General features: G+C 41.6%; 16 protein-coding genes and 1 tRNA gene. 11 read left to right on the plus strand and 6 right to left on the minus strand.

Translation table 11 applies throughout. The features are described from left to right. Window positions 1–69: 69 nt before the first annotated feature. Together QXV08_RS06220 and QXV08_RS06225 are read left to right on the plus strand one after the other, a co-directional pair. Window positions 70–969, plus strand: coding sequence for a dihydrodipicolinate synthase family protein (locus QXV08_RS06220; RefSeq protein ID WP_342785899.1), 900 nt, complete (start codon window positions 70–72; stop codon window positions 967–969). Next, window positions 962–1,969: a D-isomer specific 2-hydroxyacid dehydrogenase family protein gene (locus QXV08_RS06225; RefSeq protein WP_342785897.1), complete on the plus strand. Its 1,008-nt coding sequence runs from the start codon at window positions 962–964 to the stop codon at window positions 1,967–1,969. Before QXV08_RS06220 ends, QXV08_RS06225 begins: the two co-directional genes overlap by 8 nt. On the opposite strand, the gene QXV08_RS06230 is transcribed toward QXV08_RS06225, so the two are convergent. Beyond that, the gene (locus tag QXV08_RS06230) at window positions 1,966–2,667 is read right to left on the minus strand and encodes a helix-turn-helix domain-containing protein (RefSeq protein ID WP_342785895.1); all 702 of its coding nucleotides are present in this window, start codon (window positions 2,665–2,667) and stop codon (window positions 1,966–1,968) included. The two genes, QXV08_RS06225 and QXV08_RS06230, sit on opposite strands and share 4 nt — an antisense overlap. A gap of 148 nt (window positions 2,668–2,815) precedes the next feature. Here QXV08_RS06230 and QXV08_RS06235 point away from each other — a divergent pair, with 148 nt between their 5' ends. The 6 genes from QXV08_RS06235 (at window position 2,816) to QXV08_RS06260 (ending at window position 7,981) form a co-directional block, all read left to right on the plus strand. Continuing rightward, window positions 2,816–3,739: an NAD(P)-dependent oxidoreductase gene (locus tag QXV08_RS06235; protein WP_342785893.1), complete on the plus strand. Its 924-nt coding sequence runs from the start codon at window positions 2,816–2,818 to the stop codon at window positions 3,737–3,739. 12 nt (window positions 3,740–3,751) lie between these two features. Next, entirely contained in the window at window positions 3,752–4,549 is a 798-nt protein-coding gene (locus QXV08_RS06240; RefSeq protein WP_342785891.1) for an SDR family NAD(P)-dependent oxidoreductase, read from the plus strand. A 209-nt stretch (window positions 4,550–4,758) separates the two neighbouring features. Beyond that, window positions 4,759–5,859 (plus strand): TRAP transporter substrate-binding protein, encoded by a 1,101-nt coding sequence (locus tag QXV08_RS06245; RefSeq protein WP_342785889.1) that lies wholly within the window; start codon window positions 4,759–4,761, stop codon window positions 5,857–5,859. 77 nt (window positions 5,860–5,936) lie between these two features. After that, the gene (locus QXV08_RS06250; protein WP_342785887.1) at window positions 5,937–6,428 is read left to right on the plus strand and encodes a TRAP transporter small permease; all 492 of its coding nucleotides are present in this window, start codon (window positions 5,937–5,939) and stop codon (window positions 6,426–6,428) included. 13 nt (window positions 6,429–6,441) lie between these two features. Continuing rightward, window positions 6,442–7,776 carry a TRAP transporter large permease subunit gene (locus QXV08_RS06255; protein ID WP_342788111.1) on the plus strand — a complete coding sequence of 445 codons (1,335 nt, stop codon included), beginning with the start codon at window positions 6,442–6,444 and terminating at the stop codon, window positions 7,774–7,776. A gap of 130 nt (window positions 7,777–7,906) precedes the next feature. Continuing rightward, window positions 7,907–7,981, plus strand: a tRNA-Arg gene (locus QXV08_RS06260). 109 nt (window positions 7,982–8,090) lie between these two features. Here QXV08_RS06260 and QXV08_RS06265 read toward each other — a convergent pair. Further along, window positions 8,091–8,405 carry an IS200/IS605 family accessory protein TnpB-related protein gene (locus tag QXV08_RS06265; RefSeq protein WP_342785883.1) on the minus strand — a complete coding sequence of 105 codons (315 nt, stop codon included), beginning with the start codon at window positions 8,403–8,405 and terminating at the stop codon, window positions 8,091–8,093. Between the two features lie 175 nt (window positions 8,406–8,580). On the opposite strand from QXV08_RS06265, the gene QXV08_RS06270 reads away from it, so the two are divergent. The 3 genes from QXV08_RS06270 (at window position 8,581) to QXV08_RS06280 (ending at window position 10,930) form a co-directional block, all read left to right on the plus strand. Further along, window positions 8,581–8,715, plus strand: coding sequence for a hypothetical protein (locus QXV08_RS06270; RefSeq protein ID WP_342785881.1), 135 nt, complete (start codon window positions 8,581–8,583; stop codon window positions 8,713–8,715). 179 nt (window positions 8,716–8,894) lie between these two features. Beyond that, the gene (locus QXV08_RS06275; protein ID WP_342785879.1) at window positions 8,895–10,349 is read left to right on the plus strand and encodes a potassium transporter TrkG; all 1,455 of its coding nucleotides are present in this window, start codon (window positions 8,895–8,897) and stop codon (window positions 10,347–10,349) included. A gap of 161 nt (window positions 10,350–10,510) precedes the next feature. Next, window positions 10,511–10,930 carry an EamA family transporter gene (locus QXV08_RS06280; protein ID WP_342785877.1) on the plus strand — a complete coding sequence of 140 codons (420 nt, stop codon included), beginning with the start codon at window positions 10,511–10,513 and terminating at the stop codon, window positions 10,928–10,930. 41 nt (window positions 10,931–10,971) lie between these two features. Here the strand turns inward: QXV08_RS06280 and QXV08_RS06285 are convergent, their stop codons facing one another. From QXV08_RS06285 to QXV08_RS06300, 4 genes are read right to left on the minus strand one after another with little or no spacing between them, the layout of a single operon-like run. Next, the gene (locus QXV08_RS06285) at window positions 10,972–11,607 is read right to left on the minus strand and encodes a KH domain-containing protein (RefSeq protein ID WP_342785875.1); all 636 of its coding nucleotides are present in this window, start codon (window positions 11,605–11,607) and stop codon (window positions 10,972–10,974) included. After that, entirely contained in the window at window positions 11,580–12,383 is an 804-nt protein-coding gene (locus QXV08_RS06290) for a serine protein kinase RIO (protein WP_342785873.1), read from the minus strand. The genes QXV08_RS06285 and QXV08_RS06290 overlap by 28 nt, the downstream gene beginning before the upstream one ends. Further along, window positions 12,380–12,730: a translation initiation factor aIF-1A gene (locus QXV08_RS06295; protein WP_342785871.1), complete on the minus strand. Its 351-nt coding sequence runs from the start codon at window positions 12,728–12,730 to the stop codon at window positions 12,380–12,382. The genes QXV08_RS06290 and QXV08_RS06295 overlap by 4 nt, the downstream gene beginning before the upstream one ends. Continuing rightward, window positions 12,727–13,797 carry a 60S ribosomal export protein NMD3 gene (locus QXV08_RS06300; protein ID WP_342785869.1) on the minus strand — a complete coding sequence of 357 codons (1,071 nt, stop codon included), beginning with the start codon at window positions 13,795–13,797 and terminating at the stop codon, window positions 12,727–12,729. Before QXV08_RS06300 ends, QXV08_RS06295 begins: the two co-directional genes overlap by 4 nt. Window positions 13,798–13,812 lie beyond the last annotated feature (15 nt).

Genomic DNA, 13,812 nt, shown 5'->3' on the forward strand with positions numbered 1-13,812 from the left:
TCAATAAAACAGATTTTATTATCCACTAAAAACCTTTCACTAAAAATATTTCATAATGGTGGTATATTAATGCGAGTACATGGAATCATCACAGCATTATTAACACCATTAAACAAGGATCTAACTCTTTGTAACGAATGCTTAAAGAACCTCATAGAGTTCCAGGCAAGCAAAGGTGTTGCAGGAATATATTTAACCGGTACTGCCGGCGAAGGGATAATACTACCTGTTAAAACAAGAATTGAACTGTTTAAGAAGGCACTCGAGTATGCGCCATCAAACATATACCTACTACCACATATAGGTGCGGCATCTATTGATGTAGTGCTTGAATTAGCTAGGGAAGTAAAGGATCTCGGATACAAGGATGTAAGCTTGATATCGCCGATATTTCATAAGCCAACGAGAAAAGGGATGATCAGGTTCTTCGAAGAAGTCTCTTCGAGAACCGAGCTTAATATAGTGATATATAATAATAAGAATAGGCAGGGATATAATATTTCCCCAGATGATTTCCAGGCCATAGTGGATGCAGTTAGGTCAGTCATAGGGATCAAGGATACGAGTAAAGACGTGGATCAATTACTAGAATATGTTAAGAGATTCAGCCACAAGTACTTTATTGCTGGTGCCGGCGATGAGTTGATCTTATACACGTTCCTTATAGGTGCCCATGCACATATATGTGCCGTTTCAAACGTTATACCTGAAATCGTTGTAGAGCTCTATAAGACTGTGACAGGCGGAGATATCAAGAAGGCTGTCGAGCTACAGTACAAGATAAATGGTTTAAGGAAGCAAATAAGTAAAATACCAGTCGAGTCGCAGGAAGTTCTAAGGCAGCTGGCTTCATTAAGAGGGTTGAAGCCAGGTTATCCGCCGTTACAACTGGATTTCGACTACGATGAGAAAACAATAGGTGAATTGAAAGTAGCATTAAACAAAGTGCTAGGTGATATGAATGTCTAGGGTTAAAATAGCGATAGTAAACTCTAAATCATTTGGTGTATACACAAATGCTGTTGAGCGATTAAAGGAGGTAGGTGTCGTCGATAAAATAGAAGTGGGGAAAGACCTAAAAGGTAAACCACTAGCAGAGAAGCTCCAGGGATACCACATAATTATCGCTAGTGTTACACCTATCTATGACAGAGAGTTCTTCGAGCATAATAAGACGGTTGTACTAATAGTGAGACATGGCATCGGATATGATAATATAGATGTAGAGGCGGCGAGAGAACACGGCGTAATAGTTGCTAGGGTCCCCGGCTGGAGGGAAAGAGAAGCGGTTGCCGAACATACCATTGCATTAATGCTATCAGCACTGAGGTATGTCCCCCAATCATATATAGCTGTAAAGGAGGGTAAATGGAGTGAGCGAGCAAAATATGTGGGCAAGGAGATTAATCATTTAACAATAGGGATCATAGGGTTTGGAAACATAGGTTCCAGGGTTGCTGAGATACTATCCAAGGGGTTTGGTGCAAAAATAATGGTATATGATCCATACGTTCCACGCGAGAAAGTAGAGTATTATGGCTACCGTTATGCAGCCTCTCTAGAGGATGTAGCCAGGGAATGCGATATTGTGACGTTGCATACAGCATTAACAAATGAGACAAAATATATGTTAAATGAAAAATTTTTCGAGAAGGCTAAGAAAGGAATGATAATAGTTAACACGGCTAGAGGAGAATTAGTAGATACCAATGCATTGATCAAATATATTGAAAAAGGGATTGTTGCAGCGTATTCCGCAGATGTCGTGGAAGGTGAACCAATAGGGCATGATCATGTTTTACTAAGGTATCCCAACGTCATAATAACTCCTCATATAGCAGCATATACGTTTGAGGCGCTTGCAGGGATGGATGAAGCCGTGGTAGAGGCCGTTATGAATTATCTAGATAAGAAGCCTATTGATGGAATAGTAGTGTATCCACCTAGTCCGAGGAGTATTAGAGATTAGTTATAGCTGTCTTGGATATTATTGTCTTCAAGGATTTTTTTAACTAGTTTTTCAACGGCTTTCCTAACCATAATGCTGGTTGTAGGCTTAGCTAGACCTATTTCCAGTGAGAGGTCTTCTAGTGTTGTCCTACGCCTATGAGAGATGTAGCCTAGACTGAAGGCCTTAACCAGGATCTCCTTTTCTCTCTTTGTTAGTGCTGACAGAATATATGAGGATACATAGCCCCCAATATTTAGTCTTATACATTCACTGAGCGTTGTCTTCTTCGTGGTTATATTGTTTTTACCATAGTATGCTCCAAGGTTTTCAAGGTACTTATCGATATTCCTTTGGTCGCCGAAAACGCAGAATATTCGTCTTCCCTTTTCAATAATGTATGGAATTGATAGAAACACGTTGTAGCTTTCTATTAGATCGTAGAATTCACATCTCTCCTTCAACGCTACTATTACGCTCTCATTTTTCCCGAGCTGTTTTTCGATACTTATAATTTTAGATTTCTCTATATTGCTCATACCCCTAAATGACTTACCTGGATCAAGAGGTGAGGACGTATAGGCTATTGTTAAATAGATGTTATCGTTGGGATGCTTGTAGACGTAGAGGTTTAATTTACTCTCAATATTCCTGCTTATTTCTGCGAAGAAACTATTAGTCGAACCCTTCGTTGAAACACGTACACCAATTACTTTCACTTAGAACCCCTAAAACTATTAAATTGTATTGGGTTAATATAAGATTATATATGCTGGAACCAATAAAACAGGTTTTATTGTTTACTTAAACATGGGCATTGTAATATCCTGTAGTTTGAATATAATGTATCAGGGAGTGTGTCTAGCTATGAGAATCCTTGTCACTGGTGGAGGAGGCTTCATCGGTAGATTCTTAGTTAGTGATCTAGTGAAAAAAGGGTATGATGTCATCGTTGTAGACCGTGGGCCCTCCCCCTTCATAGAACATCAGAGGATAAAATATCATGTTGGAGACGTGACAAATGTTATTCAGATGAATAATATCATGGCTAAGTATAAACCCGAGGTAGTAATACACTTAGCCGCGTTGCTAGCCGATACATGTGAGGTAGAACCTCTTCAAGCAACAAAAGTAAACATAGAGGCTACACAAAACCTGATAGAGTTGAGCATAACTCATGGCATTAAGAGATTTGTATTCATGAGTTCAGCTTCAGTCTATCACCCTGATACACCCGAACCAGTAAGAGAGGAGGATGCAGGCAAACCCGTCTCATATTACGGAGTCACCAAGTATGCCGGGGAATTAATTGGGTCATGGTACTATAGAAAAGGATTGATAGACTTTAGGGCTCTCAGACCCACTGTGGTATTTGGGCCTGGAAGGTTCAGAGGTCCCTCGGCAGAGTACTCGAGTATGATTATTGAGAGAGCCCTCAATAATGAAAAAGTAATCGTGAAGAATCCCAACGATAAGGTGAACTATATATATGTAAGAGATGCTGTGAGTGCATTAATATTACTGGCTGAGGCGGAAAAAGTCAAGTATAGAGCCTATAATGCGGCTGGCTTTGTTAGCCGGGTAATAGAGTTCGTTGAAATGGTTAAAAAGTATATTCCAGCACTCCAATACGAGGTTCAACAACTCGAAGCAGTCAGATATGCAGCGGTAATCGATGACTCTAAAATCAGAGAGGAGCTAGGGTGGAGGCCGCAGTATACGTATGAAAAAGCTATTGAAGACTATATTGAAACAGTTAGGAAAGGCGAGGAATTATTTAGAGTATACTAAGGGGGTAGGATAATGTTGAGTCTCCATGGTAAAGTAGCGTTAGTAACTGGTGGAGCTAAAGGTATTGGTCGCGAGATATCCTTGGAGCTAGCTAATCACGGAGCAGATGTTGTTGTCTTCAATAGAGATCCCATTGAACTGGGAAATGTTTTAAAGGAGATACGTGAGAAGAATGTGAGGGCTATAGGGCTGGCTGTTGATGTAACTAGGTTTAAAGATGTTGAGAAAGCCGTGGGTGAAGTAATTAACTCCATGGGGAGAATAGATATATTAGTGAATAATGTAGGGGCATTCCCTAGGAAGCCGTTTCTCGAAATGAGTGAGGAAGACTGGTTTAACATGATCAATATTAATTTAACGAGTACTTTCTACGTTACCAGGGCTGTAGCGCCATATATGGTTAAACAGCGATATGGTAGAATAATAAATATATCATCAATAACAGGCTTATATCATGGTGTGCCAGGCCTAGTACACTACGGTGCTGCTAAAGCAGGCGTGGTAGGATTTACAAAGTGTTTAGCAGCTGAACTGGCCCCATACAATATAACAGTTAATGCCATAGCTCCAGGACCAATACTGACGCCTGGAGTGAAATCGATATGGACGCCTGAAGACATAAAGATACAGGAGTTCATAAACCCGTTGAAAAGATTTGGAATGCCTTCAGACGTGGCCAAGCTAACGGTCTTCCTAGCCAGTGATTATGCTGAATTCATTACTGGGCAGGTAATAATCGTTGATGGTGGCTTAACATTCGTTAATCCTAGGATAGTTGTAAAGGAAGCGTTAAAGAGCTTTAAAGAGTGAAGGGGATTAATAGCTCTAGATTCTTTTTTTACTTGTTCACATTTATTGGTTCTCTATAGATACCGGTTTAAAAATAATGTGCTTATATTTTCCTGGCTCTCTAATAATATATGGTTGTCTAGATTCTAGATAGTATATCTATTTAAAACATGTTTTATTTCGTGTATATAACGGTATTTATTCTAGATATTTTATCATGGGGATAAATGATGAGTAGGGCCACTAAAAGTATTTCGACGGCTATGGCTCTTATAATAGCTATAGTACTCGCGATCATAGGTGGAGTAGCTGGGTACTTCATGGGTTCTAGCACAGCTTCAACCGTAACAGTCACCGAAACAAAGACTGGAACTGGGGCAACAACCTCTTCATCACCACAGTATGTATTACATGTTGCGTGGATAACCGCTCCAAGCCCATATGATACTCACACATACTTCTTCTATAGGTTCAAAGAGAAGGTTGAGAGTAGAACCAATGGAAGGGTGCAGATAGTCCTGCATCCAGGTGGCGAGCTCGGTGATCAATCACAATACCTTGAGCTAATGAAGACAGGAGACCTATTTATGGCTACTATAGAGGTATCAAGGTTCTCATCTTACACCAATGCATTAAACTTCCTAAGCTATCCTGGTCTATTCAGAAGCACGGACGAGGCAATAGCTTTTGCCGAGTCCGAATGGCTATTAAACTATAGTAACCAAGTACTTAACCAGTATGGATGGATTGTTCTGGGTATAACTGTAGGAGGAGCTAGATACTTCTTATCAGTGCCGGAGAAGCCAATTACTTCTCTAGACAGCTTCAACGGGCTGAAACTACGTGTGATGGGCTCCCCCGTGTATGTCGAGGCTGCTCAAACACTGGGTGCTAATCCGCAGACACTCCCATACTCAGAATGTTACACGCTATTACAAACCAAAGCCATAGATGCGATGGAGAATGAGGTTGCAGCCATAATAGCTATGAGATTCTATGAGGTAGCCCCTAATATAGCGTTAATACCATGGGCTTATGCATGGCACTTTGTTGTAGCAAGCAAGAAAATACTTGACAACCTACCATCAGATATAAGGCAGATAATTATTGATGCCGCCAAGGAGACTTCAAGCGAGAAAAACGCATGGGGTCTATTTATCGAGCGTGTAACAGGGATACAGTTCCTTGTGAGCCATGGTGCGAGAATAATTCAAGTGGACACGAAGCCTATATTTGATAGACTCGAACAGGGATTCTTGAGTAAACACTTAAACGAGATCCCGGAAGGGGCTAGAGAATGGTTGCAGAAGTATAGAAGTTCAATAGGTTAGTTTTTAAAAATTATTTTTAAAGAACCCTTGTCTTGGAAAACAGTGCTTGACTCATTGATTATGAGGGTGAAGTCGGTATGAATCATAGTGGAATAAATATGTTTATAGCTAAGTTATTAAGGGTAATTGATAGGGTTCTAGTAGGTATTGAGGCAACTGTAATAATAGTCGCAGGAGTACTAATTACGGTTGCCTTATTCTATGGAGCTATCGTGAGATATGTCATGCATAGTTCCTTCCCACAGGAGGCAGAGCTCTCATGGTTGCTTTACACATGGCTAGTCTTTATAGGGAGTAGCTATGTTCTAAGTAAGGGTGATCATCCTACAGTAACAATCATCAGAGGTAGATTGGGAAAGATATATAATTTACTCATATACTTGATATGTATAGTGTATGTTTCAATAATACTGCGCCAGGCAATTCTTTACTCTGATATATTCATGCTTCAGAAAACAGCTACCATGGGGTTACCATTATACTATTTCTATGCTGCACTAATACTTGGGTTCGTTTTTATTGATATACGCTACATCATGAAGATAATCGATTTGTTTGTGAAGCAATAAGGGGGTGTCTTAAATGCTTGAACTCCTATCTTCAATAATATCTTCTCTACCAATATGGAGTATTGCAATATTGTTTATTATAGTTCTGCTTTTATTAATATTAATAGGGATACCTGTAACAATCTCTATTGGATTATCAAGCATAATATTCTTAATACTATATGGAAAGAGCCTGGCAAACGCTGTCACAGCAATGATGATACCTTTACAATCCTTCCCATTGCTAGGAGTGTATTTATTCGTATTAATGGGCACAGTTTTTGAGATGGCAGGACTAACAGAGGTAATTGTAGATGCGCTTGAACCACTAGTAGGAAAAATGAAAGGAGGGCTTGCTGTAGTTACCATACTCGGGTCTGCGTTCTTTGGGTTACTCACAGGTGCTGTGGCGGCTACAGCAGCAGCATTCTCTAGGATCATGGGGCCTGAAATGGAGAAAAGAGGGTATCCAAGAGAATATGTGGCAGCAGTATTAGCGGCATCAGCTCCTCTAGGGGCTTTCATACCCCCCAGCATCCCTGCAATAATTATAGCTACCTCCACCGGTACATCTGTTTTAACAATGTTCATGGTTGGAGGCGCGATAGGAATAATAGTTATGGTGGCACTGATCATATTGGTGTTGGTGACCTCGTATATAAAGGGATATGGTGGAGTAGAGAAGAGGTTCACCACACGTGAAGTATTCACTAGAGTGATAAAGGCTTTACCATTGTTGCTTGTACCGCTTTTAGTTCTTGCTGGCATATACCTGGGTGTATTCTCAGTGACGGAGGCAGGGGCTCTCGGAGCTCTTGGTGCCCTAATGGTTGCGGCTTGCTATAGGAGGTTGACAGTAAGGAAGGTAATTAATATTCTCCTAGAGTCGGGTAGATCTACGGCTGTAGTAATGTTGATGATATCGACGTCGTATATATTAAACTATACATGGTCCTTAACAGGGATAAATAACTCTATGCTCCAGTTCTTCATTAATATATCTAAAACATATAGCCCCTATGTATCATTAACTGTACTAGCTATAATACTAGCTATACTCGGAATGTTCTTCGACGTGATAGTATTGTCTATAGCATGGGGCGCAACAATGATGTCAGCATTTGCACCATATGGTATTAGCCCGTATCATATCGGAGCTATCTTCTTGTTTGGTGTCTTACTAGGAACAGCGACGCCACCGGTAGGCGCAGCTGTATTTGTTGTATCTGATTCCCTTAAAGTAAAAATCGAGGAAATATTCAAAGGCATAATACCATTCGTAATACTATATATGATACTATATATAATAGTGGTATTCGTACCAGAGGCCTCTCTATGGCTACCTAGACTGCTTGGATTAACAACCTAGACTTTTTTATAAGTCACATCATCAAGCCAACCCTACTCTAGGGAATCACGGAGCTTCACAATAGTAGACTAGGTTTTCAATTTAGATTAAAATATATAATTCCCTCTGCCAAGATAATGATTTATCGGCTGGGCCCGTCGCCTAGCCAGGATAGGGCGCCGGCCTTCTAAGCCGGAGGCCCGGGGTTCGAATCCCCGCGGGCCCGCTACACCTCCACAATCCCCTCCACGGTAAAGGTAATAGATGCCCTTGACCTTAGTTATCCTCCCTTCGAACGCGGGGTTCGGTCTGACGTAGATTTATGTTAATTGGTATCATCCCTCATCCTTGTTCCCCTGCATCCCACTCGGGTTCTCATCTGGCTTAGGGGTGTTCAGGGCGACCCCGCATCTCAAGTATCTAATGAATAGATTCATGCATGCTATTACATCTCTATCACCTACGAAACCACATCTCGGGTACCTTGATGGGGTTTTCCTTGGGTTTACATAGGTTGCTTCTAATTCTTTTTCAAGAGCCTTGCACTCTACTGTGAACTGTATTCTCCTGTAGAACCAGAGGGACAGCTTCTTATTGAAGCTTCTGCCCTTCTTAGCGTTCTCCCTAATCTCCTCTAGGTTCTCAAGCACAATTACTGAACCATATCTACAACTGAAAGCCTCGCCCCTTCAGGGCGGGGAGGAGGTCAGAGACGCAGTGGCAGACGTCCCGTTAGCGCTGATAGTCTGCTGGGCCGGCGACTGAACAGGTACGAAGACTGATACTTGCTGTGCAGGGTATATGGATGCCTGAACCGCGCTGTAAGTGAATACTGCTGGAAAGCCCGTGGAGAACAAGACGAGGGGTATGAGGAGGGCTGGGGGAGTTCTTGGCATTATAATTAGACTCAAAGACGAGGGAATTAAATATGAGTTCGCGGGATTCTCGCTGGTTAAATAGTATTTGGAGCTGGATATATAGGTGAATGCAGTGCTAGATTCGTGTTATACTGGCTGAGGTATGAAAGCTTTTACAGCATGCTGTGTTTTCATTTTCATTACATGATTTTAAATACTTGTATTATTCTTATGAGATTGTGAGATGCTTGAACCTGTTGATAGAGATGGGGTGTGGTTTCTATGAAGACGGCGTCTATAGCCACCGGGTTTCTAAGCCTTTTACTGGTTGCGGGTTTAATGATGTTGAGTGTGCCGATTGTTGATTTACTTAGTGGTGAACCGGTTTCCATGAGCTTCCTGTTCTTCTCTATGCTCTATATTAGTGTAGGCTTCTCCGGTGTCATGATTTTAACCAGGTTTAGTAGTGTTCGTGAAATGGGCTTCCTTGAGGCTTATATTGTTTCAACGGCCTCATGGCTCGTAATACCGTCTCTGGCTGCGTTGCCGTTAATGCGGGAAATCAATATATCGTTTATTGATGCATTGTTTGAAAGTATCTCAGGGTTTACAGGTACAGGATTCACTGTGTTGAATGATATAGATCACTTAAAGAAGAGCATTAATTGGTGGAGAGCTCTAATGCAGTGGAGTGGTGAGTTAGGCTTCGTTGTCTTTGCAATGGTGATCATACCTTTTTTCTGGAAATTCGGCTATACACTATATGGTTTAGAGAGGCCTGTAAGGGTAATGCGTACCCTTAGGAGTACTGCGAGAAGGATTATAGAGATATATATAGTATTCACATTGGCTGGCATAATCTTACTCTACTATTCCGGCGTAGATTTCTACGATGCCGTTGTTCATACGATGACGGGTATAGCCACGGGTGGAATGAGTAATTACTCGATGAATTATGAAGCAGTATATGATTATGCACCTTTCAGCATTATACCCCTGATATTTATTATGGTGATCGGTGGTATGAATTTCCTAGCTTTAAGCCAGCTACTAGACTTTAGATTCAAGGATGTGCTTAGAAGCGATGAGGTTAAATACTACTTTATTTCACTGTGCATACTCTCCCTACTAGCCACGCTCGTCTTCATGCTTCATAATACAGGTCTCGCATATTCAATTGTGCTCGGGTTCTTTAACACTGTTTCCGCGATGACTACAACAGGCTTCAATATCGGGAACATTGCCAGCTTCCCAAATGGGGTGAAAATCATCCTTGTAGTTGCAATGATTATAGGTGGTATGACGTTTTCAACGGCTGGAGGTATAAAAGTGTACAGGTTAATCGTCCTACTGAGGAAACTCAGCTCATATAGTGCGTCAACACTACTCCGTGAAAGGGTGAGCCTGCATGTGGTAATAGATGGCAAGACACTTGAAGAAGAGGAGGTCTCCGGGGCACTGCTCATAATACTACTACATCTAATTACCACATTCCTCATAGCATCAGTGACAAAGATAGTTTTACCGAGCAAGGACTTTCTCGATGCCGTATTCGAAGCGGCCTCAGCCACCGGTTGTGTTGGATTATCCACCGGCATAATCTCTTCTTCAACGCCTCTATTGGTTAAAATAGCATTAATGACTGGAATGTATCTAGGAAAAACCGAGTACTTACCATTGATCGTTCTAACTAGTTACCTAATACATAGAGACGTGATCAAAACATTCACTAGTTAAATAACTATTGATATCCCCCACTAACTAGGGAGCAGTGATAACATTAAACCCTCCGCTATGCGGGCCTCTCAGCACCCCTAATATTCAGGTTCTTACCCGGATTCTCTCTTCATCGGTGATATTTATTAATAAAATGAAACATATGGCTCATTGGTGTAAAAATGGAGTCATGGGTTATATATGCGTTGTTAGATGCTTTAGCGGCTGCACTGGCAACGATACTGGCTAAAATAGGCCTGCAAAACGTTGACTCGATAACTGCGACAGCACTTCGATCAATCGTAATGACTGTATTCGCTGTAAGCATAATGCTGTACTTCAGAGGTGTAGCCTACGTGGGAAGAATAACGAGCATGGAATACATCTTCATAATTCTAAGCGGTGTAGCAGGCGGCCTTTCATGGATATTCTACTTTCTCGCATTGCAAAAAGGTGATACATCTATTGTTGCAATGATCGATAGATCCAGTATATTATTCATAATACTGTTTTCACTTATACTGCTCCACGAAGAGCTTACATTGAAGAAGGCGATCTCGGTAGCCCTTATAGCTATCGCACTATATCTTTTAATAATATAGGAAAACGGTTGTGAAGCAGTCTAGGATAACTGGTTATTTACCTATCCCTCCATCTCCTTTCCGCCGGTATCTAATTCAGGTCCTTTCATCCATAGTTCCCGCATTCTGCGTTTCCTCACTGTGAACATCTCCCTTTCCACGTATTTATATACTGTTGCATGAGTTCTACCCTCAACCAGCATCTCTATAGCTGTACGGGCTATGTTAGCGGATTCGTAATCCCCTATTATAGCGACGTAGGGTTCGTACACGGATATATAGGTGCCTGTTGTCTCTTCAAGAACTCTTCTAGCCCTTCCATCCTCACCTATTACCCTACCGAGAACCCTCTTGACGTGGTTAGGCTTGTCTCCAACGTATTGTCTAACATCTATTACTAATAATACCTGGTCTTCATCGAGCAATCTAAAAGCCCTCTCGGGGCTGAACCCGTATGCTATGGCTCTAACGATATCTCTGGCCTTCATCAATTCTAGTGAAGTGGTCTCTGGGAAAGCAGGCTCAATTATGACGCCACCGGTCTCAGAGTCGACGGTTAGAATCGTACGTGTCTTAGCCTCTATCTCCTTCTTAACTCTCCCGTTATCGCCGATAATGACCCCTATCCTTTCCAAGGGGAGCTTCTCGTAGAGCCTGGTTACTCCAGGAATTAATCTTCCTTTTTCATCGTCCTGCATTCTTTGACAGCCTCCAGTATTTCCTCTAGACTATATGTACTTATACCTGTTTCCTCCCTGAAAAACCTGTTTATATTTTCGAGGTCCCTGATTAAGAATTCCTCGGAGTTTGGATGGGATAAGTCTACTGCTTGGCTAACATCTATTATAGCTATGTCGAGCCCTGGGGTTACAACTATATTATACTCTGAGAGATCACCGTGTACTAACCTGGCTTTACAATATGTTTTCATTACCTCATCTAATATAAGGTGGTAAACGTGTTCGAGTTCTTCAACTTCCAGCTCCTTGTAGGCTTCTATAAGGAGGGGATATCTATTTCCGTTCTCGCCAAGGAACTCCATTACTAAGACATTGTTCAGGAATGCCACGGGCCGGGGGACCTTTACCCCTGCTTCATAGAGTCTTTTCAGGTTTCTATATTCTTTCCTCGTCCAAACATATACAAGTGTCCTTGTATCCTTGATCTTGACATCTCTAAAGCGTGGATCTCCCATGATATACTTGTATATTCCCTTCTTGAACTCTGCCGTGCTAGTTAAATATATCTTCACGGCTAGGTATTCTCCATTATACCCTATCCCAAGATATACTCTTGCTTCTTTACCAGTGCTCACGACACCGTTTAGCTTCTTAATTATTTTCTTCCTCATCAACTCAATGATAGTCATGACTGTTGCTGTATCAAAGACCTCCTCAACTGTTTCAAAGAGGTCTTTGTCTTTTCTACGGGGTTCCTCCTTCTTCCTGAGTAATTTATCTATGTCGTCGCTCATATGAGTTCACTTAATGCGTCGATGAACTCCTTCGGCACTACCCCCTTCTCAACCAGTTTGTTTACCTCGTTCTTACCATACTTATATACTACTTCACCTTTTTCCGATGAAAAATCCCAGAGTCCCACCAGGATAATATCTCCCTCGGTTATCCATACCTTCCTCCTTAGTTTACCCGGTATCCTTATCTTTCTATCGACTCCATCGAGACACTTAGCTATGAGATAGTCTCCGCCTAGATGCCTTACTACACCACATATTATCGTTCCCTCATCAGGGTTGGGTAGTGGTATCTCTCCACCATGCTCTTCTCCCTGTTTTTGATGCTTCTTACTCAGACACCTCACCTCTCCTTCTTTACTACTAGTTCTCTTTCACCATCACTTAATATTATAACTTTATCACCCGGCTTTAACCCGTAATTAGCTGGGGTTAAGGGTGCCTCTCTCAACTCCCCTGTTTCCTCGTTTAGGAGATATATTGTTGACTTGTCTACGGCTATTACAGTAAATACTCGTTCACCTATATAGATCCCACCGGGTTTTTCGAGCACTCCCTCCCAGTATTCTGAGAGACGAGCTTCTATTTCCTCTCCTGTCTCCAGGATGAGGATTCTAATGACACCGTTTTCAACTTGTTTAACAATACCTAGTTTACCCCTGTATCTCACTATGTCGTCCTCCCTGATCACAGGTATCCTCACCGATATCGTCACCACTCCGCTCCATTTACCCTCTTGGAAATCGTATTTCGTTGACTTAAACGACTCCGAGGTCTTAGCCCCATATTTCTTCACCAATATGTTAACATATTTCCTCGGGGACACTGTATCTTCGAATTTTATGTCTAAACCCTCCCGTAACTCCATTACTTCGATAATACTTTCACCTATTTCAAGATCACGTAGTAACTCCATGAGCTCGTGCTGTAGCCCTTCTATGTTTTCTAGTGGTTCAAACCTCACCTGCACGAGTACTTTATGGGAACCAGTTGTTCTCCTCATGCATTTATCGCAGGTTCTATATCTAAGCTTTGTAACTACTACCTGGTTTACCTTGGCAACGTGTCTTTCATCAATTTCCAGAGTGAATACCGCTTTAACACCATATTCACTAGCGTTGATCTTGTATATGTCGGAAACCACGTCAACCTCGATTACACTTATATTCTCATATAGGAATCTATGGAGATCTGCCAGTAGCTCCCTCCTTACAACCTCCCTGATGTCTAGGGAGGGATGCCATGCTCCCTTAAAATACCATGAGCTGCATTTAGGGCATATTGTCAGTTCTACATGGGGGGTTTCCTTGAAGACTCCATGGTATTTTAAGTAGCAGTTTATGCATAAACCATTGATTAAATCCTCCTGCTTGAATTCCCTCCCGCATTTAACGCAGAAACGAGTATTACTCAAAACATTATACCCCTA

The organism is Desulfurococcus sp., assembly GCF_038881575.1.
Lineage (GTDB): Archaea > Thermoproteota > Thermoprotei_A > Sulfolobales > Desulfurococcaceae > Desulfurococcus.